At 69.7% G+C, this 23,439-nt stretch carries 17 protein-coding genes; 13 read left to right on the forward strand and 4 right to left on the reverse strand.

Features of this window, described 5'->3' with window-relative positions; genetic code table 11:
* Positions 1 to 66: 66 nt before the first annotated feature.
* From ACZ5CZ_RS15215 to ACZ5CZ_RS15225, 3 genes are all read left to right on the forward strand, one after another.
* A complete protein-coding gene (locus ACZ5CZ_RS15215) occupies positions 67 to 381 on the forward strand; it encodes a hypothetical protein (protein ID WP_385841532.1) in 315 nt (104 codons plus the stop codon).
* Positions 382 to 502: 121 nt separating this feature from the next.
* A complete protein-coding gene (gene femX / locus ACZ5CZ_RS15220; RefSeq protein ID WP_385841533.1) occupies positions 503 to 1,624 on the forward strand; it encodes a peptidoglycan bridge formation glycyltransferase FemX in 1,122 nt (373 codons plus the stop codon).
* Positions 1,625 to 1,705: 81 nt separating this feature from the next.
* A complete protein-coding gene (locus ACZ5CZ_RS15225) occupies positions 1,706 to 2,737 on the forward strand; it encodes an alanine racemase (RefSeq protein ID WP_385841535.1) in 1,032 nt (343 codons plus the stop codon).
* A 104-nt stretch (positions 2,738 to 2,841) separates the two neighbouring features.
* On the opposite strand, the gene ACZ5CZ_RS15230 is transcribed toward ACZ5CZ_RS15225, so the two are convergent.
* Together ACZ5CZ_RS15230 and ACZ5CZ_RS15235 are read right to left on the reverse strand one after the other, a co-directional pair.
* The gene (locus tag ACZ5CZ_RS15230; protein ID WP_468942895.1) at positions 2,842 to 4,386 is read right to left on the reverse strand and encodes a glycosyltransferase family 87 protein; all 1,545 of its coding nucleotides are present in this window, start codon (positions 4,384 to 4,386) and stop codon (positions 2,842 to 2,844) included.
* 128 nt (positions 4,387 to 4,514) lie between these two features.
* Positions 4,515 to 7,241 carry a transglycosylase domain-containing protein gene (locus tag ACZ5CZ_RS15235; RefSeq protein ID WP_468942898.1) on the reverse strand — a complete coding sequence of 909 codons (2,727 nt, stop codon included), beginning with the start codon at positions 7,239 to 7,241 and terminating at the stop codon, positions 4,515 to 4,517.
* Between the two features lie 396 nt (positions 7,242 to 7,637).
* Here ACZ5CZ_RS15235 and ACZ5CZ_RS15240 point away from each other — a divergent pair, with 396 nt between their 5' ends.
* The 3 genes from ACZ5CZ_RS15240 to ACZ5CZ_RS15250 all read left to right on the forward strand — a co-directional run bounded on the left by ACZ5CZ_RS15240 (position 7,638) and on the right by ACZ5CZ_RS15250 (position 10,814).
* Complete coding sequence (locus tag ACZ5CZ_RS15240; RefSeq protein ID WP_385841539.1) at positions 7,638 to 8,321, forward strand: PadR family transcriptional regulator; 684 nt, start codon at positions 7,638 to 7,640, stop codon at positions 8,319 to 8,321.
* A gap of 43 nt (positions 8,322 to 8,364) precedes the next feature.
* Positions 8,365 to 9,447, forward strand: a complete 1,083-nt coding sequence (locus tag ACZ5CZ_RS15245; RefSeq protein ID WP_014673757.1) for an inositol-3-phosphate synthase — start codon at positions 8,365 to 8,367, stop codon at positions 9,445 to 9,447.
* 104 nt (positions 9,448 to 9,551) lie between these two features.
* Positions 9,552 to 10,814, forward strand: coding sequence for an MFS transporter (locus ACZ5CZ_RS15250; RefSeq protein ID WP_468942903.1), 1,263 nt, complete (start codon positions 9,552 to 9,554; stop codon positions 10,812 to 10,814).
* A 116-nt stretch (positions 10,815 to 10,930) separates the two neighbouring features.
* Here ACZ5CZ_RS15250 and ACZ5CZ_RS15255 read toward each other — a convergent pair whose 3' ends face one another.
* Positions 10,931 to 12,373 carry a CCA tRNA nucleotidyltransferase gene (locus ACZ5CZ_RS15255; protein ID WP_468942906.1) on the reverse strand — a complete coding sequence of 481 codons (1,443 nt, stop codon included), beginning with the start codon at positions 12,371 to 12,373 and terminating at the stop codon, positions 10,931 to 10,933.
* Between the two features lie 256 nt (positions 12,374 to 12,629).
* On the opposite strand from ACZ5CZ_RS15255, the gene ACZ5CZ_RS15260 reads away from it, so the two are divergent.
* From ACZ5CZ_RS15260 to trxA, 7 genes are all read left to right on the forward strand, one after another.
* Positions 12,630 to 15,002, forward strand: coding sequence for a DUF6049 family protein (locus ACZ5CZ_RS15260; protein ID WP_468942909.1), 2,373 nt, complete (start codon positions 12,630 to 12,632; stop codon positions 15,000 to 15,002).
* Between the two features lie 45 nt (positions 15,003 to 15,047).
* Positions 15,048 to 17,420, forward strand: a complete 2,373-nt coding sequence (gene murJ, locus ACZ5CZ_RS15265; RefSeq protein WP_468942912.1) for a murein biosynthesis integral membrane protein MurJ — start codon at positions 15,048 to 15,050, stop codon at positions 17,418 to 17,420.
* Between the two features lie 118 nt (positions 17,421 to 17,538).
* Positions 17,539 to 19,254: a protein kinase family protein gene (locus ACZ5CZ_RS15270; protein WP_385841544.1), complete on the forward strand. Its 1,716-nt coding sequence runs from the start codon at positions 17,539 to 17,541 to the stop codon at positions 19,252 to 19,254.
* Positions 19,255 to 19,280: 26 nt separating this feature from the next.
* Positions 19,281 to 20,024: an RNA polymerase sigma factor SigM gene (gene sigM / locus ACZ5CZ_RS15275; protein ID WP_385841545.1), complete on the forward strand. Its 744-nt coding sequence runs from the start codon at positions 19,281 to 19,283 to the stop codon at positions 20,022 to 20,024.
* Positions 20,021 to 20,929, forward strand: a complete 909-nt coding sequence (locus tag ACZ5CZ_RS15280) for a hypothetical protein (RefSeq protein WP_468942916.1) — start codon at positions 20,021 to 20,023, stop codon at positions 20,927 to 20,929. The genes sigM and ACZ5CZ_RS15280 overlap by 4 nt, the downstream gene beginning before the upstream one ends.
* 183 nt (positions 20,930 to 21,112) lie before the next feature.
* Positions 21,113 to 22,084, forward strand: a complete 972-nt coding sequence (trxB, locus tag ACZ5CZ_RS15285; RefSeq protein WP_385841548.1) for a thioredoxin-disulfide reductase — start codon at positions 21,113 to 21,115, stop codon at positions 22,082 to 22,084.
* A complete protein-coding gene (gene trxA / locus ACZ5CZ_RS15290; protein WP_385841804.1) occupies positions 22,084 to 22,461 on the forward strand; it encodes a thioredoxin in 378 nt (125 codons plus the stop codon). The genes trxB and trxA overlap by 1 nt, the downstream gene beginning before the upstream one ends.
* A gap of 70 nt (positions 22,462 to 22,531) precedes the next feature.
* Here the strand turns inward: trxA and ACZ5CZ_RS15295 are convergent, their stop codons facing one another.
* Positions 22,532 to 23,149 (reverse strand): GNAT family N-acetyltransferase, encoded by a 618-nt coding sequence (locus ACZ5CZ_RS15295; RefSeq protein WP_385841549.1) that lies wholly within the window; start codon positions 23,147 to 23,149, stop codon positions 22,532 to 22,534.
* Between the last annotated feature and the right edge of the window lie 290 nt (positions 23,150 to 23,439).

The following is a 23,439-nucleotide window of genomic DNA, read 5'->3' on the forward strand; positions in this document are numbered from 1 at the left end:
GCGGTCACTCTGTACACATCGGGTGTGTGCGGCGCTACTGTGCGCCGCTGTCCGCAGGAGGTGCCCATGACCCAGGCATTGCGACCCAACACCGCCGGCTCCCTCTTCGCCACCGACGGCAAGCCCCATCCGCTCGAGGACAGCCTCACGGCGGCCACGTTCGTCCTCGGGCTGCTGTCCTTCATCACGTCCTTCTTCCACGGCCTCCACCTGATCGCCTCATGGGCCGGCCTGGTGGGAATCGGCATCGGCGCGTACGGACAGTGGATCTCGGTGACCACGCGGGAGCGCTTCTTCCTGATCCTGGGTCTCGGTGCCTCGGGGGTCGGTTTCCTGATCGGCATGGCCCACGGCGGGCTCTTCGGGGGGATCATCGGCTGAACCCGTCCGGCCCCAAGGCCCGTACGCCCCAGTCGGGGCGCTCGCACGGCGCAGTAGGCTTCGGCGCGAGAGCCGGAGCCCCTGTACCCATGGGGACACACCAGCCCGAGGAGCGCCCCGAATGAGCCTGACCCTGAGGACCATCAGTCGCGAGCAGCATCTGGCATACATCCAGAGCCTGCCGTCGGCGAGCCACATGCAGGTTCCGGCCTGGGCTGATGTGAAGGCGGAGTGGCGCTCGGAGAACCTCGGCTGGTTCGACGACCGCACCGGCGAGATGGTCGGCGCGGGCCTGGTCCTCTACCGGCAGCTGCCCAAGATCAAGCGCTACCTCGCGTATCTCCCCGAGGGCCCGGTCATCAACTGGTTCGCGCCGAACCTGGACGACTGGATCCAGCCGATGCTGGCCCACCTCAAGCAGCAGGGCGCCTTCTCCGTGAAGATGGGCCCCCCGGTGATCATCCGCCGCTGGAACGCGGAGACGATCAAGAAGGGCATCCAGGACCAGGACGTGAAGCGCCTGCGCGACCTGGAGGCCGACTTCATCGAGCCGCGCGCCTTCGAGGTGGCCGACAAGCTGCGCCGCATGGGCTGGCAGCAGGGCGAGGACGGCGGCGCCGGCTTCGGCGACGTCCAGCCGCGCTACGTCTACCAGGTGCCGCTCGCGAACCGGTCCCTGGAAGAGGTCCACAAGAACTTCAACCAGCTGTGGCGCCGCAACATCAAGAAGGCCGAGAAGGCCGGCGTGGAGGTCGTCCAGGGCGGCTACCAGGACCTCGCCGAGTGGCAGCGGCTGTACGAGATCACGGCCGTGCGCGACCACTTCCGGCCCCGCCCGCTGTCGTACTTCCAGCGCATGTGGACGGCCCTCAACACCGAGGACCCCAACCGGATGCGGCTGTACTTCGCGCGGCACAACGGCGTGAACCTCTCGGCCGCGACGATGCTGATCGTCGGCGGGCACGTCTGGTACTCCTACGGCGCCTCCGACAACATCGGCCGCGAGGTCCGGCCGTCGAACGCCATGCAGTGGCGGATGCTGCGCGACGCCTACGCGATGGGCGCCACCGTGTACGACCTGCGCGGCATCTCCGACTCGCTGGACGAGACGGACCACCTGTTCGGCCTGATCCAGTTCAAGGTCGGCACGGGCGGGCAGGCCGCCGAGTACCTCGGCGAGTGGGACTTCCCGCTGAACAAGCTGCTCCACAAGGCGCTGGACATCTACATGTCGCGCCGCTGAGCCGCGGCCGTTTGATTCCATAGCCTCACAGTTCGCACCCCTTCGATCCACCGCAGCCACGAGAAAGGTCCTGGTCCGGCCATGGCGCTCACGCTTTACGTCGACACCGCGCGCTGGCGGGCGCACCACAAGCACGTGCAGGAGCAGTTCCCGGGGCTCGTCCCGGTCTGCAAGGGCAACGGCTACGGCTTCGGACACGAACGGCTGGCGGAGGAGGCCACCCGGCTCGGGACGGACCTCCTCGCCGTGGGCACGACCTACGAGGCCGCGCGCATCAAGGACTTCTACGGTGGCGACCTGCTGGTGCTGACGCCGTACCGGCGCGGCGAGGAGCCCGTGCCGCTGCCCGACCGGGTGGTGCGCTCGGTGTCGTCGGTCGACGGTGTGTACGGCCTTGTCGGCGCCCGCGTGGTCATCGAGGTGATGTCCTCGATGAAGCGGCACGGCATCAGCGAGCAGGAGCTGCCGCAGCTGCACCAGGCCATAGAGAACGTCCGCCTGGAGGGTTTCGCGATCCACCTGCCGCTGGACCGCACCGACGGTTCGGACGCCGTCGAGGAGGTCATCGGCTGGATGGACCGGCTGCGCGCGGCCCGGCTGCCGCTGCACACGATGTTCGTCAGCCACCTCAAGGCGGACGAACTCATCCGGCTCCAGCAGCAGTTCCCGCAGACCCGGTTCCGCGCCCGGATCGGCACCCGGCTGTGGCTGGGGGACCACGAGGCCACCCAGTACCGCGGCGCCGTCCTGGACGTCACCCGTGTCTCCAAGGGCGACCGGTTCGGCTACCGGCAGCAGAAGGCGGCCTCCGACGGCTTCCTGGTGGTCGTGGCGGGCGGCACGTCGCACGGGGTGGGCCTGGAGGCCCCGAAGGCCCTGCACGGCGTCATGCCGCGCGCCAAGGGCGTCGCCCGGGCCGGCCTGGCCACGGTCAACCGGAACCTTTCTCCGTTCGTCTGGGGCGGCAAGCAGCGCTGGTTCGCCGAGCCGCCGCACATGCAGGTGTCGATCCTGTTCGTGCCGTCGGACGCGCCGGAGCCGAAGGTCGGTGACGAACTGGTGGCCCACCTGCGGCACACCACCACGCAGTTCGACCGTCTCGTGGACAACTGACCCCCCTTCCGGAGCAGCTCCGCACCGAACAGCGGGAAGGCCGTACACGATTCCTCGTGTACGGCCTTCTTCATGCCCTCGGATGCGCCGCCCAGCGCGTTCGCTCAGAGCGAACCTTCCTGGTGGGGTGCCACTTCCGGGCGCCCCCAGTCCACCTGCGGAGTGCCGAACTGGGCCGCGTGCCGCGGGGTGTGGGCCGCGCTGGTGAGCACGAAGACGTCCTCCGCGCCGTCGAGTACCCCGCCCGAGGGATCGTCGTCGCCGGACCGGCGCACCACGTCCCGCTCGGGCATCAGGATGTCCCGTACGACGACGGTGCACAGGTAGAGCGTGCCGAGCAGATGCAGCGCGATCGCCCAGTGGTAGCCGTGCGGCGGCAGGCCCTTGTGGGCTTCTCCGCTCGTCGTGTAGGCGAGGTACATCCAGATGCCCAGGAAGTACGCCACCTCGCAGGCCTGCCAGATCAGGAAGTCCCGCCACTTGGGCCGGGCGAGGACGGCCAGCGGCACCAGCCACAGGACGTACTGCGGGGAGTAGACCTTGTTGGTGAGGATGAAGGCCGCGACCATCAGGAAGGCCAGCTGGGCGAAGCGCGGCCGGCGCGGGGCGACGAACGTCAGCGCGCCGATCCCCAGGAAGCACAGCACCACGAGCACCATGGCGGCGGAGTTCACGAAGTCGGTGCTGGGCGGGTTGGTCGTGTTCTGGGCCCAGATCAGCCAGAAGGAACCGAAGTCCACACCCCGCTCCTGGCTGAAGGTGTAGAACTTCGACCAGCCCTCCCAGGCGAAGAGCATCACCGGCAGGTTCACCACGAGCCAGGCGATCGCCGCACCGCCCACGGCCTGGGCGTACTCCCGCCATTTGCCGGCCCGCCAGCACAGCACGAACAGCGGGGCGAGCAGGAACACCGGATAGAGCTTGGCGGCCGTGGCGAGCCCCAGGAGGACACCGAAGGCCACCGGACGGCTCCGGGCCCACATCAGCATCGCGGCGGCCGTCAGCGCCACCGCCAGCAGATCCCAGTTGATGGTCGCCGTCAGCGCGAAGGCGGGCGCCAGGGCGACCAGCAGCCCGTCCCAGGGACGCCGGCGGTGCGTACGGGCCACGCATACGGCGATGACCGCCGCGCACGCCATCAGCATCCCGGCGTTGACGAACCAGTACCACTGCTCCTGGTGCTGGATGGTGCCGCTGTGCGGCGTCAGCCAGGAGGCCACCTCCATGAACACGCCGGTCAGCACCGGGTATTCGAGGTAGCCCATGCCTCCCGAGATGGTGTCCGGGAGTCTGTCGAAGTAGGGCACGAGATGGTCGGCGAACCCGCGCCCCTGGTAGAGGTGCGGGATGTCCGAGTAGCAGGCCTTCGTGTACTGGCTGCTCGCGCCGTAGAACCAGGCGGTGTGATAGCACGGCGCCTTCTGGACCAGTCCGAGGGCGAACATGCCGATCGCCACGAGTGCGACGACTCGGACAGGGGTCCACCAGGAGGTCCCGAGCAGGGCGCGCCGCCCGATGGGACCACCGATCAGCTCACTGCCGGCCGCGGCGACCTCGTCCTCCTTGGTCGGCTGCACCGTTTCCGCCGGGGCGGGCCGCCCGTACTCGGGCTCATGCACGCTCGCGGGCGTCGTCTCTGCACTGGGCATGGGCCACATCCTGCCGTACCTGCCCAGGAAAACGCCGAGGGCCGCCGCACCTGGAGGTGCGGCGGCCCGTGTTTCACGTGAAACACACGGGGCGGGCCTGAGCGCCGCCCAACGGGCAGACCGCTTGGTTAACCGGTCGGACCAGCGAAGATGCCTCCGTTGCCATTGCCGTTGCCGTTGCCCCGGGTGGTACCTCCGGTCGTGGAGGTGTCCGTGACGCTGGGCGACGGCGACGGGCCGCCGTCGGTACCACCGCCCGTGTCGGTGCCTCCGGTGGTGTCACACTTCCAGCCCCAGCCGTTGCACGTCTGGCTCGCCGACGGCGAGGGGGAGGACGAGGACGCACTGGGCGACGGGCTCGGCGACGCGCTCTGGGTCGGGCTCTGGGTGGCCGACGGCGTCGGTGCCGGGCTGGGCGCGGCGTTGAGCACCTTGCCGATCGGCTCCGGAGTCGGGAACGGCTGCGCCGGCTGGCCCTTCAGCGCCTGGAACATGTAGTCGTGCCAGATCTCGGCCGGGAACGACGCACCGTGGATCTCCTCCTTGCCGCCGGTCCCATACATCTCCAGGAAGGTCCGCGTCTTGTTGTTCGCGTTGTCGTCCAGGCGGAACATGCTGATCGCGGTGGAGAGCTGCGGGGTGTAGCCGACGAACCAAGCGGACTTGTTGCCGTCCGTGGTACCGGTCTTACCGGCCACCTCACGGCCGGGCAGCTGGGCGTTGGTACCGGTGCCCTTCTCGACCACGGTCTTCAGGACGTCGGTGACGTTGTCCGCCACGGCCGGGGTGAAGACGTCATGGGCCTCGGCGGTGTGCCGGTAGACAAGACCGTCCTTGTTCTCGACCTTCTGGACCGAGTAGGGGTCGTTCTGCTCGCCGCTGGCGGCGAAGGTGGCATAGGCGCCGGCCATCCGGATCGCGCTCGGGGAGGAGGTACCGATCGAGAACGACGGGTAGTTCGCGCTGGCGAGGCTGCTGTCCAGGATGCCCGCGTCCAGCGCCGTCGACTTCACCTTGTCGAGCCCGACGTCCATGCCGAGCTGGACGTACGCGGAGTTGACCGAGTACTGCATGGCCTCACGCAGGTCGATCTTGTAGTCGGGCGCGTGACCGATGGACTCGCCGCCGTCGTTCGTCTGGAGCCACTCGTTGCCGTCCTTGTCCTTCCAGACGGTGTGGTCGTAGTTCCGGATCTTGAGCTTGTTCTCGCCGCTGTAGAGGCTCTTGGGGGAGGCGATGGTGCGTTCGTCCTGGGCCTGGTTGGGCGGCCCGTCCGGGTTGCGCACGCCCCACTTCATGGCCGCCGCCAGCACGAACGGCTTGAACGTCGAGCCCACCTGGGCACCGGTCGAGTCGGCGTTGTCGGTGAAGTGCTTGGTCGCGTCCTCACCGCCGTAGATGGCCCGGATGGCACCCGTGGACGGATCCACCGAGGCGCCGCCGAACTGGACGTGGGTGTCCGTCTTCGGCCGCAGCTTGGGCTTGATGTTCGTCTTCTGGACCTTCTTCACCGCGGCTTCGAGCGCCTGGACCTTCTTCTTGTCGAAGGTCGTGTAGATCCGGTAGCCGCCCTTCTGGAGATCGTCCGCGGTGACGTGGGTCTTGTCGCTGTTGTTGATCAGGTAGGACTTGGCGAGGTCGACCAGGTAACCGATCTGACCGCTCAGCCGGCTGTTCGACCGGGGGTTCTGGACCTTCGGCAGGGTCGTGTACTTGGCCCGCTCCGCCTGGCTCAGATGGCCGTACTTCACCATCTTGTCGAGGGTGTCCTGCATCTGGAGCTGGGCACGCTTCTTGTTCGCGTCGGGAGTGGCCGCCGGGTCCAGTGAGACCGCGCCCGCCGGGTCGTAGTAGGTGGCGCCCTTCAGCATGGCCGCGAGGAAGGCGCACTGGCCCGGGTTCAGGTTCTTGGCCTCCTCGTTGAAGTAGGCGCGGGAGGCGGCTTCGAGGCCGTAGGCACCCCGGCCGAAGTAGGCCGAGTTCAGGTAGCCCGCCATGATGTCCTTCTTCTTGACGGTGGCGCCTACCTTGATCGCGACGAAGATCTCCTTGAACTTGCGGGAGATCGTCTGCGACTGGTCGTTCAGCATCGCGTTCTTGACGTACTGCTGGGTGATCGTCGAACCACCCTGCGTCTCGCCGCCCCGCGCCATGTTCAGGACGGCGCGCGCGATGCCCTTCGGGTCCACGCCGCTGTCCGTCTCGAAGGTCTTGTTCTCCTGGGAGATGACGGCGTAGCGCATCTCCTTGGGGATGTCGGCGTAGTTGATGATCTGCCGGTTGACCTCGCCACCGGTGGCGACCATCTGCGAGCCGTCGGACCAGTAGTAGACGTTGTTCTGCGCCGTCGCGATCTGCTGGACGTTCGGCACGCTCACCATCGCGTACCCGATGCCCGCGACCGCCACCAGACTTCCGAGGAAGCCGATGAACAGGCCCGTCACGAGCTTCCAGGACGGGACCCAGCGCCGCCACCCGAACTTCTCGGCCCGGGGGTAGTCGATGATCCGCTTCTTGCCGGGCGCCGTCGCCGCACGGCCCCTGCCGCGCCCGGGGCCCGTCGGACCGCCCGGACCACCACGCCGGCCGCCGGGGCCCGCGTTGTCGGCGCCTCTGCGGCGTCCGCCCTTCTGCGCCGCCCGGCGGGCCTCGGCCCGGCCACCAGGGGGACGCTGTTCACCTCCCGGGTCAGGGGAGCCGGTCCCATAGGAACTGGACCCATAGGAGTCGGCAGAAGACCCGGTGGCGCTTCGCGGTGCCGCACGGCGACCGGAGGACGAGCCGGACTGGCCGCGCCGGGCCGCGGCACGTCCGCCATCCTGCGGCTGCGGCGGTTTGCGACGGTGCTCGCTCATCGAACGATTACTCCTCGGGCAGGCGCGCCCGTGCGCGCCTGGAACAGCGGCTGGTTTCCGGTCCCCCCGAAGTACGGATGTGGGCGGTTGCGCATTCACCCGTACTGCACCGGGGACGACGACGCTCCCCAGGCGTCGCTTGGTTCCCGGTGGTCTGCATGCCGCACAGACTACGCACCGCCAAAACCCGCCGAGCCCCGAAGTTCACCGCAAATCAGGCAACTCACCTCGTACGAATCGGTGATGTGATCCCGTTCACCGCGGCCCCTCTTGTCGCATACCTCAGGCCGTTCTATCGTGCTGATGTATCGAGTCGATACATCAGCACGAGATAAAGACGCTGAGAAGCACAGCGAGGCCCGCGGGACCGACCTGTGGGACCGAGAGGAGGCGACCATGAGCCGGCGCTCCGGCATCCTTGAGTTCGCCGTGCTCGGCCTGCTCCGCGAGTCCCCGATGCACGGTTATGAGCTGCGCAAACGACTCAATACGTCTCTGGGTGTGTTCCGAGCCTTCAGCTACGGGACCCTGTATCCCTGCCTCAAGACGCTGCTCGCCAACGGCTGGTTGACCGAGGAGCCCGGAAGCACCCATGAGGACGCCCTCGCCGCTCCGCTCGCCGGACGCCGCGCCAAGATCGTCTATCGGCTGACGGCGGCAGGTAAGGAGCACTTCGAGGAGCTGCTCTCGCAGACCGGCCCCGACGCGTACGAGGACGAGCACTTCGCCGCGCGGTTCGCCTTCTTCGGGCAGACCTCGCGCGATGTGCGCATGCGCGTGCTGGAGGGCCGGCGCAGCCGCCTGGAGGAGCGCCTGGAGAAGATGCGCGCCTCCGTGGCGCGCACCCGGGAGCGCCTCGACGACTACACGCTTGAGCTCCAGCGCCACGGGATGGAGTCCGTGGAGCGCGAAGTGCGCTGGCTGAACGAGCTCATCGAGAGCGAGCGGGCCGGGCGGGACCTGAGGGGTTCCGCATCCGGGGAGTCCGCTCAGCAGGACACCACCACTGGATCGACGGGCGGCCTGCCCCGTACCGGGGAAACCCCCCGGACGGATACGCCCGACGACACCGCCACGTGAGACCCATTCAGGGCCTCACTCGTACACACAGGGAGCAACCGGAATGGGTTCGGTTCGCGTAGCCATCGTCGGCGTGGGCAACTGCGCCGCGTCGCTGGTGCAGGGAGTCGAGTACTACAAGGACGCCGACCCGGCGTCCAAGGTCCCCGGCCTGATGCATGTCCAGTTCGGTGACTACCACGTCCGTGACGTCGAGTTCGTCGCCGCGTTCGACGTGGACGCCAAGAAGGTCGGCCTCGACCTCGCGGACGCGATCGGCGCCTCCGAGAACAACACCATCAAGATCTGCGACGTGCCCACCACCGGTGTCACCGTCCAGCGCGGCCACACCCTCGACGGCCTCGGCAAGTACTACCGCGCCACCATCGAGGAGTCGGACGCCGAGCCGGTCGACGTCGTCCAGGTCCTGAAGGACAAGCAGGTCGACGTCCTGGTCTGCTACCTGCCCGTGGGCTCCGAGGACGCGGCGAAGTTCTACGCGCAGTGCGCCATCGACGCCAAGGTCGCCTTCGTCAACGCCCTCCCGGTCTTCATCGCCGGCACCAAGGAGTGGGCGGACAAGTTCACCGAGGCGGGCGTCCCGATCGTCGGTGACGACATCAAGTCCCAGGTCGGCGCCACCATCACGCACCGCGTCATGGCGAAGCTGTTCGAGGACCGCGGTGTCATCCTGGACCGCACCATGCAGCTGAACGTCGGCGGCAACATGGACTTCAAGAACATGCTCGAGCGCGAGCGCCTGGAGTCCAAGAAGATCTCCAAGACGCAGGCCGTCACCTCCCAGATCCCCGACCGGGACCTCGGCGAGAAGAACGTCCACATCGGCCCGTCCGACTACGTGGCCTGGCTGGACGACCGCAAGTGGGCCTACGTCCGCCTCGAGGGCCGTGCCTTCGGTGACGTCCCGCTGAACCTGGAGTACAAGCTCGAGGTCTGGGACTCCCCGAACTCCGCGGGTGTCATCATCGACGCCCTGCGCGCTGCGAAGATCGCCAAGGACCGCGGCATCGGCGGCCCGATCCTGTCGGCGTCCTCGTACTTCATGAAGTCCCCGCCGGTCCAGTACTTCGACGACGAGGCCCGCGAGAACGTCGAGAAGTTCATCCGCGGCGAGGTCGAGCGCTAAACCGCCTGAGGGCGACCGCTCGCACGAGAACGCTCCTGCCAGGGCTGTGAGGGTCCCCGGGTTGCCCGACCCGGGGACCTTCCGCATGTGTGAGGCTGTGCCCCATGCCCGTCGTCCGTGACCTGCGTGTCCTGCTGCGCCTGCGGCACTTCCGGCGTCTGCTCTGCGTTCGCCTGCTCTCCCAGGGCGCCGACGGCGTCTACCAGGTCGCGCTCGCCGCGTACGTCGTCTTCTCCCCGGAGAAGCAGACCTCGGCCACGGCGATCGCCTCGGCGATGGCCGTCCTGCTGCTCCCCTACTCGCTGGTCGGCCCCTTCGCAGGCATCCTGCTCGATCACTGGCGGCGCCGTCAGGTCTTCCTGTACGGCAACCTGCTGCGCGCCCTGCTGGCCACGGTCACGGCCGCGCTGATGCTCGGCCCCGCCCCGAGCTGGCTCTTCTATCTCTCCGCCCTGTGCGTCACGGCCGTCAACCGCTTCATCCTGGCCGGGCTGTCCGCCGCCCTGCCCCGGGTGGTCGACAGCGAACGCCTGGTGCTCGCCAACTCCCTCTCCCCGACGGCCGGGACACTCGCCGCGACCGCCGGCGGCGGCCTCGCCTTCCTCGTACGGCTCGTGGCATCCGGCTCCGATGCCGCCGTCGTGCTGCTGGGCGCCTTTCTCTATCTGTGCGCCGGCCTCGCGGCCCTGAGCATGCCGCCCGCTCTCCTCGGCCCCGAGCCACAGCCCGACCGGCCCCGGCTGGGGACGGCGCTCGCCCGCACGGCCCGCGAGCTGCTCGCCGCCGTCCGGCATCTGACCACCCCCGGCCGGAGAAGCGCGGCCTGGGCGCTGGCCGCGATGACGCTGATGCGCTTCTGCTACGGCGCGCTCCTCGTCCTGCTGCTCATGCTGTGCCGCTACACCCTGTCCTCCAGTCCGGACGAAGGACTCCGGCTGCTCGGTCTGGCGCTCGCCCTGTCCGGGGCGGGATTCTTCGCGGCGGCCGTGGCGACGCCCTGGGCAGCGGGACGGCTCGGCCCGGGCCGCTGGATCGTGGTGTGCTCCGGCTCCGCCGCCGTGCTCGAACCCGCCCTCGGCCTGCCCTTCGCCACCGGGCCGCTGCTGGTCGCGGCCTTCGTCCTGGGTCTGATCACCCAGGGCGCGAAGATCGCCACGGACACGATCGTGCAGGCCTGTGTCGCGGACGGCTTCCGCGGCCGAATCTTCTCCGTGTACGACGTCCTCTTCAATGTGGCGTTCGTCGGGGCAGCCGGAGTGGCCGCTCTCATGCTCCCGCCGGACGGCCGTTCCCCCGCGCTGGTCGTCCTGGTGGCCCTCATCTACGGCGGGGTCGCCGTGGCCCTGGCTCGCTTCCAGCGGCGCTGAGACGGCCGGCACAACGGCAAAGGGGTCAATGTTTCACGTGAAACATCGACCCCTCGGCCCGTCGGGACGGCGGAGTGTTTCACGTGAAACACCCCCCGCGCCCGGCCCGAAGCGGCTCAGCTCTGCTCAGCCCACCATTCCTTGAGCGCCGCCACCGCGGCGTCATGCTCCATCGGGCCGTTCTCCAGGCGCAGCTCCAGCATGTGCTTGTACGCCTTGCCGACGGCCGGGCCGGGACCGACGCCCAGAATCTCCATGATCTGGTTGCCGTCGAGGTCCGGGCGGATCGCGTCCAGCTCCTCCTGCTCCTGGAGCTGGGCGATGCGCTCCTCCAGGCCGTCGTAGGCCCGGGACAGCGCGGCCGCCTTCCGCTTGTTGCGGGTGGTGCAGTCGGAGCGGGTCAGCTTGTGCAGCCGGTCCAGCAGCGGGCCCGCGTCGCGGACGTAGCGGCGGACCGCCGAGTCCGTCCACTCCCCGGTCCCATAGCCGTGGAAGCGCAGGTGGAGCTCGACCAGCCGGGAGACGTCCTTCACCAGCTCGTTGGAGTACTTCAAGGCGGTCATGCGCTTCTTGGTCATCTTGGCGCCGACCACCTCGTGGTGGTGGAACGAGACCCGGCCGTCCTTCTCGAAGCGGCGCGTCCGCGGCTTGCCGATGTCGTGCAGCAGGGCGGCCAGCCGCAGCGTGAGGTCGGGACCGTCCTGCTCCAGCTCGATCGCCTGCTCCAGAACGATCAGCGTGTGCTCGTAGACATCCTTGTGCCGGTGGTGCTCGTCGCGCTCCAGACGCAGCGCCGGCAGCTCGGGCAGCACATGGTCGGCCAGCCCGGTGTCCACCAGCAGGGTCAGGCCCTTGCGCGGGTGCGCGGAGAGGACCAGCTTGTTCAGCTCGTCACGGACCCGCTCCGCGGAGACGATCTCGATGCGCCCGGCCATGTCGGTCATGGCGGTGATGACCTCGGGGGCGACCGTGAAGTCCAGCTGGGCGGCGAAGCGGGCGGCCCGCATCATCCGCAGCGGATCGTCCGAGAACGACTCCTCCGGGGTGCCCGGCGTCCGCAGCACCCGCGCCGCGAGATCCTCCAGGCCACCGTGCGGGTCGATGAACTCCTTCTGCGGCAGCGCCACGGCCATCGCGTTGACCGTGAAGTCACGGCGGACCAGGTCGTCCTCGATGGAGTCGCCGTAGGACACCTCGGGCTTGCGCGAGGTGCGGTCGTACGCCTCCGACCGGTAGGTGGTGATCTCGATCTGGTAGCCACCCTTGTGCGCGCCGACGGTGCCGAAGGCGATCCCCACCTCCCAGACAGCGTCCGCCCATGGTCGGACGATCTTCAGCACGTCCTCGGGACGGGCGTCGGTGGTGAAGTCCAGGTCGTTGCCGAGCCGGCCGAGCAGCGCGTCGCGGACCGATCCGCCGACCAGGGCGAGCGAGAACCCGGCCTCCTGGAATCGGCGGGCGAGGTCGTCGGCGACGGGCGCCACCCGCAGCAGCTCGGCGACCGCGCGGTGCTGCGCCTGGCTCAGGGCAGAGGGAGTGTCTTCGTTGGGGTTCGGCACAACAGAAGAGGGTACGTGCCCCGGGCGCCCGGAGGCTCCCGCATAAGGGGCCGGGGACACTCTCTGCCATACCGGCCGCAAGCACGGTGCTTGCGGCGCATAGCGGCTCTTCCCCCGATACTGGATAGAGAGGACGGCAGACCTCAGCTCCCCGATCTTGTGGAGGAGACCGCGGCACTTCCTCTTCGCGCGCATCGTTACCATGCGTGGACGCACAATCCGACGACCACTGACACGACGAGGGACGGGCGAGCGCGTGGCCGAGGCGGCTGACTTGCACGGGACCAGTGCCGCACCTGCCCGCCGGTGGCTCCGGCGTACAGGAGCGCTGTTCGCCGGGGCACCGCTGCTGGCCGGTCTGTTCCAGCTGCCCGCCGCGGCGCCCGCACAGGCGGCCTCCTCGGACACGGTGGCCGTCTCCCTGGACTCGCTCACGCCGAACGCCCCCACGGACGGCGACACACTGACCGTCTCGGGCACGGTGACCAACAACGGCAAACAGCCCGTCACCGGCGCCCATGTCGATCTGGAGGTCGGCGCCCCGCTGACCACCCGCGCGGCGATCGACGACGTCGCCCGGCACGCCGACGATCTCCAGAGCGGTACGGGCTCCCAGGTCGGCGGCAAGTACCAGCAGAAGTTCGCCAAGCTGGCCCCCGGCGTCGCCGAGCGCTTCAGCATCTCCGTGCCCGTGGACAAGCTCGACCTCGGTGACGAGGGCGTCTACGAGTTCGGTGTCTCCCTGTCCGGCAAGACCGCCGCCCAGCCCTGGGACCAGCCGCTGGGCATCCAGCGGACCTTCCTGCCGTGGCAGCCGTCCGACGCCGACACCAAGACGAAGACGACGTTCCTGTGGCCGCTGCTCTCCACGGTCCATATGACGGCCAAGACCGGCGCCGGTGAGTTGCAGACCCCGGTCTTCCTCGACGACGACCTGGCCAAGGAGCTGGCACCCGGCGGCCGGCTGGCCCGGATGGTGGACCTCGGCAAGGACCTCGACGTCACCTGGGTGATCGACCCGGACCTGCTGGCCTCGGTCGACAGGATGGCGACCGGCAACTACCGGCTCCAGGGCGCCGGCGGCACCACCACGCCCGGCTCGGCCGAGCACCAGGCCGTCGCCAAGCAGTGGCTGGCGAACCTGCAACAGGCGGTGACGGGCAAGGAGGTCGTCGCGCTGCCGTTCGCGGACCCGGACCTGGCTTCCCTCGCGCACAACGGCACCCGCGTCACCGGCTCGCTCAGCCACCTCAAGGACGCCACCGACGTCGCCGCCACCACCGTCAAGACGGTGCTGCACGTCACACCCACCACCGACTTCGCCTGGCCGGTGGACGGCGCCGTGGACCCCTCGATCATCAAGGTCGCGACCTCCGCCGGAGCCGACCGGGTGATCGCCCGCAGCGACAGCCTCCAGGAGACCGCGGGGCTGTCCTACACGCCCTCCGCCGCCCGCCCGGTCGGCGGCGGCACCACGGCGGTGGTCGCGGACGCCCGGCTGTCCACCGCGTTCGACGGCGATCTGTCGAAGGCGGGTGCCGCCACGCTCGCGGTGCAGCAGTTCCTGGCCCAGAGCCTCGAGGTGAACGAGCAGACGGACAAGCAGCGCAGCATCGTCGTCGCCCCGCAGCGAATGCCCACGGCGGGCCAGGCGCAGGCGATGGCGACGGCGCTGAAGGCGCTCCAGGGCGGCACCTGGTCGCAGTCCGAGGACCTCAGCGCGGCCGCCAAGGACAAGCCGGACCCGAACGCCACCACGCGGATTCCGTCGACGTCCGGCTACCCCTCGTCGCTGCGCCGGCAAGAGCTGCCGCAGGCGGCGTTCGAGGAGATCGCGAGCACCCAGGGGAAGCTCGACAGCTTCCGGGTGATCCTCTCCGACCAGTCCCGGGTGGTGACCCCGTTCGGGCTGGCCATAAACCGGGAGATGTCCACGTCGTGGCGCGGTCGCAGCGGCCGGGCCGATGCCTACCGCAGCGGCGTGAAGGCATGGCTCGACGAGCTGGCCGACCAGGTCAAACTGATCGACAAGTCGGAGACCAAGCTCTCCGGCCGCAGCGCCACCATCCCGGTGACCGTCCAGAACAACCTGGTGCAGCCGGTCGGCCACCTGGTGCTGCGCCTCACCTCGACCATGCCGACCCGCCTGAAGATCGGCGGCAAGGCCTACGACGAGGAGCCCGTCGAGATCTCCGGCGGACACAGCCAGTCGGTGAAGTTCACCACCTCGGCCAACGCCAACGGCCGGGTCACGGTCGTCGCACGGCTCTACACCGAGGACGGCCAGCCGTACGGTGACGCGGTCACCTTCGACGTGAAGGTCACCGAGGTCACGCCCACCGTGATGCTGGTCATCGGCGGCGGCGTGCTGCTGCTGGTCCTCGCCGGCTTCCGGATGTACACCCAGCGCAAGCGCGCGGCCGCCCGCCGGGCCGAGGAGTCCGGTCCCGACGCCGCGGGTGAGGGCGCCGAGGAGCCGGGGAACCCCGGGCCGTCCGGCGGCCGTCTCCCGGAGGAGTCCGACTCCGTGTCCGGGGCAGACGACCCGGAGCAGCCGAGTGACCCTGCGCCGGACACCGCACCGGAAAGCGCCGACCCGTCCGGGACGGGTGAGAGAGTGGACCGTTGAGCGATGTCGTGGCCGGTGGGCCCGGGACGATGAGGTGGGGTAAGCATGAACGCGCCGTACGACGGTGATCGCGGCCAGGGCGCGGCCGGCTCGGGCTACCCCGAGCCGCCGCCCGAGCCCGGCCAGGTGCCGCCGCAGCACGCGGCGGACATGTACCTCCAGGACGCCTACGACCAGGACCCCTACCGCGCACAGGACCTTTCCGCGCAGGACCCGGTCGCCGAGGCGCTCTACGACCGTGCCGCGCACCCGCCGCCGGCTCCCGGCCCGCACGACCGCCAGCAGCCGCTGTACGCCGCGCCCGCCCAGTCCCCGTACGCCCCCGACCCGCGCGTGTGGGCGCAGACTCCTGCGCCCGAGCCGGAGAGCCCGTCCCCGTACCTGCCCTACGGCGACGACCCGCGCACCACCCAGTACGTGGGCGTGGACGACCTCGTCTCGCACTCCGGTGAGGAGTACCACGAGCCGGACGCCTTCGCGCATCTCTTCAAGGACCAGCAGCACAGCGGCGGGCACACGCCCCTGGACCCCACCGCCGTCCCGGGCCCCGCCGCCCCGCCCGGCCCCGCTCAGGGACCCGCAGCGCCGGGGCCGTACCAGGCCCAGCCCGGTCAGGCCCCGCAGCAGCCCGACCCGTACGCCGAGGCGGCCTACGCGTCCGCTGCCGCCGCCGGCCGGCCGGGGCAGCCCCCGGTGCCGGGTCCGGTCGGGGTGCCGGAGCCCGTCGGCCCGGCCGTGACCGTCGAGCCCGAGGCTGCCGTGGCCACCACCGCTCCGGCGAAGAAGGGCGGCAAGGCGGCCAACCTGCTCAAGTCCAGCGCCGTCATGGCGGCGGGCACGATGGTCTCCCGCCTCACCGGCTTCGTGCGCTCCGCGCTGATCGTCTCCGCGCTCGGTCTCGGCTTCCTCGGCGACTCCTTCCAGGTCGCCTACCAGCTGCCGACGATGATCTACATCCTCACCGTCGGCGGCGGTCTGAACTCCGTCTTCGTGCCCCAGCTGGTGCGGGCGATGAAGGAGGACGACGACGGCGGCGAGGCCTTCGCCAACCGGCTGCTGACCCTGGTGATGGTGGCGCTGGCCGCACTGACCGGTCTCGCGATGTTCGCGGCGCCGCTGCTGGTGCGCATGCTGTCCAACCCGGTCGCCACCAACCCGGCGGCCAACGACGTCGCGGTCACCTTCACCCGCTACTTCCTGCCCTCGATCTTCTTCATGGGCATCCATGTGGTGATGGGTCAGATCCTCAACGCCCGCGGCAAGTTCGGCGCGATGATGTGGACCCCGGTCCTGAACAACATCGTCATCATCGTGACGCTCGGCATGTTCATCTGGGTCTACGGCACCGCCGCCGACTCCCACATGAAGGTCACCAACATCCCGCCGCAGGGGCAGCGCCTGCTCGGCGTCGGGGTGCTGCTCGGCCTGGTCGTCCAGGCGCTGGCGATGATCCCGTATCTGCGCGAGACCGGGTTCCGGATCCGGCTGCGGTTCGACTGGCGGGGCCACGGCCTGGGCAAGGCCGCGATGCTCGCCAAGTGGACGGTGCTGTTCGTCCTCGCCAACCAGGCCGGCGCCATGATCGTCACCCAGCTGTCCACGGCGGCCGGCAAGGACTCCGGCGTCGCGGGCACCGGCTTCGCCGCCTACGCCAACGCCCAGCTGATCTGGGGCCTGCCGCAGGCCATCATCACCGTCTCCCTGATGGCCGCCCTGCTGCCGCGCATCTCGCGCTCGGCCGCCGAGGGCGACGGCGGCGCCGTGCGCGACGACATCTCCCAGGGCCTGCGCACCACCGCGGTCGCGATCGTCCCGATCGCCTTCGGCTTCCTCTCGCTCGGCATCCCGATGTGCACGCTGATCTTCGGCTCCTCGGGTACCGGCGAGGCCACCAACATGGGCTACATGCTGATGGCCTTCGGCCTCGGCCTGATCCCGTACTCGGTGCAGTACGTCGTCCTCCGCGCGTTCTACGCCTACGAGGACACCCGCACCCCCTTCTACAACACCGTCATCGTGGCCGTGGTGAACGCCGGAGCCTCCGCGCTCTGCTACTTCCTGCTCCCGGCCCGCTGGGCGGTCGCCGGCATGGCCGCCGCGTACGGCCTCGCCTACGCCATCGGGGTGGGGGTCGCCTGGCGGCGGCTGCGCAAGCGGCTCGCCGGCGACCTGGACGGCTCCCGGGTGCTGCGGACCTACGCGCGCCTGTGCATCGCCTCGATCCCGGCGGCCCTGCTCAGCGGCGCGGCCTGCTACGGCATCGGGCACACTCTCGGCCAGGGCGTCCTCGGCTCGTTCGCCGCGCTGATCGTCGGTGGTGCCGTCCTGCTCGGTGTCTTCTTCGTCGCCGCCCGCAGGATGCGCATCGAGGAACTCAACTCGCTCGTGGGAATGGTCCGCGGGCGTCTGGGGCGCTGAGGCGAGGGTAGGGGCACAACCATCGTCCGCCGCTGTGTGTCGTGCATAGCAGCGGACTATGGGCACAATTGGTTTCGGCGTCGGACAGCGCGCAACGGATGGGGAGGCAGGGACGACGGTGGCGGAACGGAGCACGGCTGCCGTCGACGTGGCAGACACCAGCGGTGAGCAACCGCTGACCGCCAAGGCGGACCAGTCCACGGCCGACGGGGTGGCCCAGAACCCGGAGCGGGATACGGACAGCGACGAAGGAATGAGCGGCGGCACCGACGGTGCCGCGAAGAAGGCCTCGCCTCCCGAACTGCACAGCGGCCACAAGCTGGCCAGACGGTACCGCCTGGAGGAGTGCGTCACCCGTCTGGACGGATTCAGCAGCTGGCGTGCGGTCGACGAGAAACTCCGCCGGGCCGTCGGCGTCCACATCCTGCCCGCGGACCATGCACGGGCCCGTTCCGTCCTGGCCGCCGCCCGGGCCTCCGCGCTGCTCGGCGACCCCCGCTTCGTCCAGGTCCTCGACGCCGTCGAGGAGAACGACCTCGTCTATGTCGTGCACGAATGGCTGCCCGACGCGACCGAGCTGACCACGCTTCTCGCGGCCGGACCGCTGGAACCGCACGACGCCTACCAGATGGTCAGTCAGGTGGCCTCCGCCATGGCCGCCGCGCACCGCGAAGGCCTCGCCCATCTGCGGCTGAACCCGAACGCCGTGCTGCGCACCTCCACCGGCCAGTGGCGGCTGCGCGGCCTCGCGGTCAACGCCGCGCTGCGCGGCATCAGCTCCGACACCCCGCAGCGCACCGACACCGAGTCCATCGGCGCCCTGCTGTACGCCGCGCTGACCCAGCGCTGGCCGTACGAGAACGACGCCTACGGGCTGTCCGGCCTGCCCAAGGACATCGGTCTGATCGCCCCGGACCAGGTACGGGCCGGGGTCCACCGCGGCCTGTCCGAGCTGGCCATGCGCGCCCTCGCCAACGACGGCGCCACCGCCTCCCGCCACGAGTCCCCGTGCACCACGCCGGAGGAACTCGTCAAGGCGATCGGCGAGATGCCGCGCATCCGCCCGCCGGAGCCGGCGTTCACCGCGCCTCCGGAGTACCAGCGCACCGCCTACCAGCAGGGCACGTACGGCCGTACCGCACCGCATCCGGGCGCCACGCAGCCGATCACGGCCCCGCCGCCGCCGTTGCAGAGCCGCACCGGCAAGGCCCTGAAGTGGGCGGTCTCCGCCCTCCTCATCGCCGCTCTCGGCCTGGGCAGCTGGCAGTTGGCGGACGCGCTGATGGACCACGACACGTCGAACGACACCAACAAGAGCCAGACCTCGGACAACGGCGACAAGAACAACCCCGCGCCGAAGCCGACGAGGATAAGCATCAAGGACAGCCGGGAGTTCATCGCCGACGGAGGCGCCCAGCACCCCAGCGACACGGCCAAGACGTACGACGGGAACCCGTCCACGTACTGGCGCACCAGGAGCTTCACCGAGGGCCCGGAGCTCGCGCCCTACAAGCCGGGCGTGGGAATCGTCTACGACCTGGGCTCGGCGAGGAATCTCAGCACGGCCACCCTCAGCCTGCGCTACGGCAACGACCACACCACGGTCGAGCTCTACTCGGCCGACTCGCTGACGCCGCCGTCCCTGGCCTCGATGCACCGGCTCGGCTCGGCCCAGACCAGCGGCACCTCCGTCACGGTGAAGCTCGGCAAGCCGGTGAAGACGCAGTACGTCCTCGTGTGGCTGACCGCCGTGCCGTACTCGGGAGAGGACCCGCAGACGTACTCCATGGCCGGCTACAAGCAGGCCATCGGCGAAGTGCAGTTCACGGGCTGACGTCTCACCCGGAGCGGAGGGGGCAGATGGCGGAGGGCACCGGCTACGACGGAGTGGGCGACCAGGACCTGCTCGCCCGCCATGTGCAGGGCGACCCCGACGCCTTCGGTGAGATCGTGCGGCGGCATCGGGACCGGCTCTGGGCGGTCGCGCTGCGGACGCTCGGGGACCGCGAGGAGGCCGCCGACGCGGTCCAGGACGCCCTGGTGTCGGCCTACCGGGCCGCTCACACCTTCCGGGGCCAGTCGGCCGTCACCACGTGGCTGCACCGGATCACCGTGAACGCCTGCCTGGACCGTGCCCGCAAGGCCGCCTCACGCAAGACCGCCCCGGTCGACGACACCGAGCGACTGGAGCAGCTGCTGGAGCCGCACGAATCGGCTTCGGCACCGGCCGAGCGGAACGACGTGCACCGCCAGCTCCTCGAAGCGCTCGGCACCCTTCCGAAGGAACAGCGGGCGGCGCTCGTCCTCGTCGACATGCAGGGCTACCCGGTCGCCGAGGCCGCACGGATCCTCGAGGTGCCGGCGGGAACGGTGAAGAGCCGGTGCGCCCGGGGGAGAGCCAGACTCCTGCCGCTGCTCACCCACCTACGGCCCGAAGGCGGTCCGGGCGGGGACGCGAGAGGGCGCTCAAGGGAATCCGGCCCGGAACGGAACCGGATGCAGCAGGCATCCGTCCCACCGGCAACGGAGCCTCCTGGCGCACGCCCCAGGAACGCGGGACCGAATGATTCAGCCGTAGTGAAGGGCGGAGGTGGGCGAGCGTGACTTCCACGACAGACACGGCCGGGCACCCGGACGTCGCGGAGATCTCCGAGCTTGCCGAAGGCCTCCTCCCTCCGGAGCGCGCCGCGGATCTATGGCGACACCTGGACGACTGCGCGCTGTGCGCGGATGTGCAGGTGTCGCTGGAGGAGATCCGGGGGCTGCTGGGATCCGTGCCGGTGCCGGACCGCATGCCCGACGACGTGGCCCTCCGTATCGGTGCCGCCCTCGCCGCCGAGGCGGCACAGGCTGCCGAGACCGCCCAGGCTCCAGACTCCGCGCAGGCTGACGAGGCAGCGCATGTTTCACGTGAAACATCGCTCGCACCGGACCGGCCGGCCGGACGTCCGCACGCTGCGACCGGGCCTGGACGCAAGGGGCACGACCGGGGCCGACGCCGCAGGCGCCTGGCGCTCGGCGCTGTCCTCACCGTGGCCGCGCTGGGCGCCGGATCCCTGGTGATCCAGTCGCTGGGCGGCCACTCCTCGCACTCCACCGCTCACGACCAGGCGCCCCCGCCTGCCGTGGCCTTCTCCGGCAGCAGCGTCCACCACCAGGTGGACTCCCTGCTCGCCACGGAGAAGAACCCGGACGCGGCCAACAGCCCGCGCTCCCGGAAGGGAACCGAGACCGAGCAGAACGTCCCGGGCTCGACCGCGAGCGCGCACACCCTTCTGGGGACCAACACGGCCGTCCCCGAGTGTGTGAAGCAGGCGATCCTTCCGGACAAGGACGTCCTAGGCGCCAAGACCGGCAGCTACGCCGGGAAGTCCGCCTATCTGGTCGTGGTGCCCGACACGGCCGACAGCCGACAGGTCACGGCCTATGTCGTCGACGCGGCCTGCGTCGGCCGACAGCCCGGCTCCACCGGCACGGTGCTGCTCAAGCAGTCCTTCCACAGGCCCTGAACCCGCCGGAGCACTTCCCTGGGCTCCGTGACCCGCCGGGCGGCTCCGCCCCCACGGCATGCGTACGCGTGTGCCCGGACACAGTGGGAATGCGCGCCCCGTAGGATCCGTTGGGTGGGGTGAGAGTTCCGAAAGGGGCTCCCCCCGGTCGATCGACGCAGACCAGAGACGAGGAATCAAGCCGTGAGCGATGTCCGTAACGTGATCATCATCGGCTCCGGGCCCGCAGGCTACACGGCGGCGCTGTACACCGCCCGTGCGTCGCTGAAGCCCCTGGTGTTCGAGGGTGCCGTCACCGCTGGTGGTGCGCTGATGAACACCACCGAGGTCGAGAACTTCCCGGGCTTCCGCGACGGCATCATGGGCCCCGACCTCATGGACAACATGCGCGCGCAGGCCGAGCGCTTCGGCGCCGAGCTGGTGCCGGACGACATCGTCTCCGTCGATCTGACCGGTGAGATCAAGACCGTCACCGACACCGCCGGTACCGTGCACCGGGCGAAGGCCGTCATCGTCACCACCGGCTCCCAGCACCGCAAGCTGGGCCTGCCGAACGAGGACGCTCTCTCCGGCCGCGGTGTCTCCTGGTGCGCCACCTGTGACGGGTTCTTCTTCAAGGACCACGACATCGCCGTGATCGGCGGCGGCGACACCGCGATGGAGGAGGCCACCTTCCTCTCGCGCTTCGCCAAGTCCGTGACGATCGTCCACCGCCGGGACACCCTGCGCGCCTCCAAGGCGATGCAGGAGCGCGCCTTCGCCGACCCGAAGATCAAGTTCGTCTGGGACAGCGAGGTCGCCGAGATCCAGGGCGAGCAGAAGCTGTCGGGCCTGAAGCTGCGCAACGTCAAGACCGGCGAGCTGTCCGAGCTGCCCGTCACGGGTCTGTTCATCGCGATCGGCCACGACCCGCGCACCGAGCTGTTCAAGGGCCAGCTGGACCTGGACGAGGAGGGCTACCTGAAGGTCGCCTCGCCGTCCACCCGCACCAATGTGACCGGTGTCTTCGCCGCCGGTGACGTGGTCGACCACACGTACCGTCAGGCGATCACCGCGGCCGGCACCGGCTGCTCTGCCGCCCTCGACGCCGAGCGCTTCCTCGCCGCCCTCGCGGACGAGGAGAAGGCGGAGCCCGAGAAGACCGCTGCTGTCTGATCTTTCGCCCCTTCCCCGCCCCACCGCATGATCAAGATAAGGAGCCAGCCGTGGCCCTGAAGGCAGTGACCGACGCCGATTTCGATGAGGCTGTTCTCAAGAGTGGCAAGCCCGTCCTGGTGGACTTCTGGGCCGCGTGGTGCGGTCCGTGCCGTCAGATCGCCCCGTCCCTCGAGGCCATCGCCGCCGAGCACGGCGAGAAGATCGAGATCGTCAAGCTGAACATCGACGAGAACCCGGGGACGGCCGCCAAGTACGGCGTCATGTCCATCCCGACCCTGAACGTCTACCAGGGTGGGGAGGTCGTCAAGACGATCGTCGGCGCCAAGCCGAAGGCGGCGATCGAGCGCGACCTCGCCGACTTCATCGCCGAGTGACGTTTCACGTGAAACACGAATGGGCCAACCCCTTGGGGTTGGCCCATTCGCTTGTGTCAGCGCGCTGACGCTACAGCGGCCTGAGCGCGGGCTCCTTGTGGACCGCCCCCAGAAGCCGGTCGAGCGCCATCTCCACGTCTTCCTTCCAGGAGAGCGTGGATCGCAGCTCCAGCCTCAGCCGAGGGTGTGCGGGATGCTGCCGGACCGTCTTGAAGCCCACGGCGAGGAGATGCTCGGCCGGCAGCAGGCAGGCAGGCTCCTTCCAGCGGGCGTCACCGAAGGCCTCGATCGCCTTGAAGCCCCGGCGCAGCAGATCCTTGGCGACCGTCTGCACCAGCACCCGGCCCAGTCCCTGGCCCTGGTACCCCGGCAGGACGAAGCCGGTTATCAGCTGGACGGCGTCCGGCGAGAGCGGGCTGGTGGGAAAGGCCGCCGAGCGCGGGACATAGGCCGGCGGGGCGTAGAGCACATAGCCGACCGGCAGGTCGTCGACATAGACGATCCGGCCGCACGAGCCCCAGTCCAGCAGGACGGCCGAGATCCAGGACTCCTTCTCGAGCGCGGAGGTGCCCGCCTTCACCGCCGCTTCGCCGCTGACGGGATCCAGCTCCCAGAAGACGCACGAGCGACAGCGTGGGGGAAGGTCCTGAAGGTTGTCCAGCGTGAGCGGTACGAGCCGACGCCCCATGAAGGCTGATCCTCGCTTCCTTCGCCCGCCGCAGACCGAGCGGCTGACAGAGTGCTCCGTCCCCTGAGAAGACTGCCGACGAATCCGCCGACCGCTCCAAGGCCCAGGCCCGCGCTCACCAGTCCGGTGCGGCTCATCGTTCGCATGGCCCCGTCTCCCCACTCAGAGATGCAGATGCTGTCCGGTGGATGCGCCATACCCGTTCGCATCGTATCCACGATGCGATGCACTCGATACTGCATGCCAGCAAAGAGCGGGCCGTGTTCCGGTGCACACCGGACACGGCCCGC

The sequence above is a fragment of the Streptomyces sp. NPDC031418 genome (assembly GCF_055581605.1).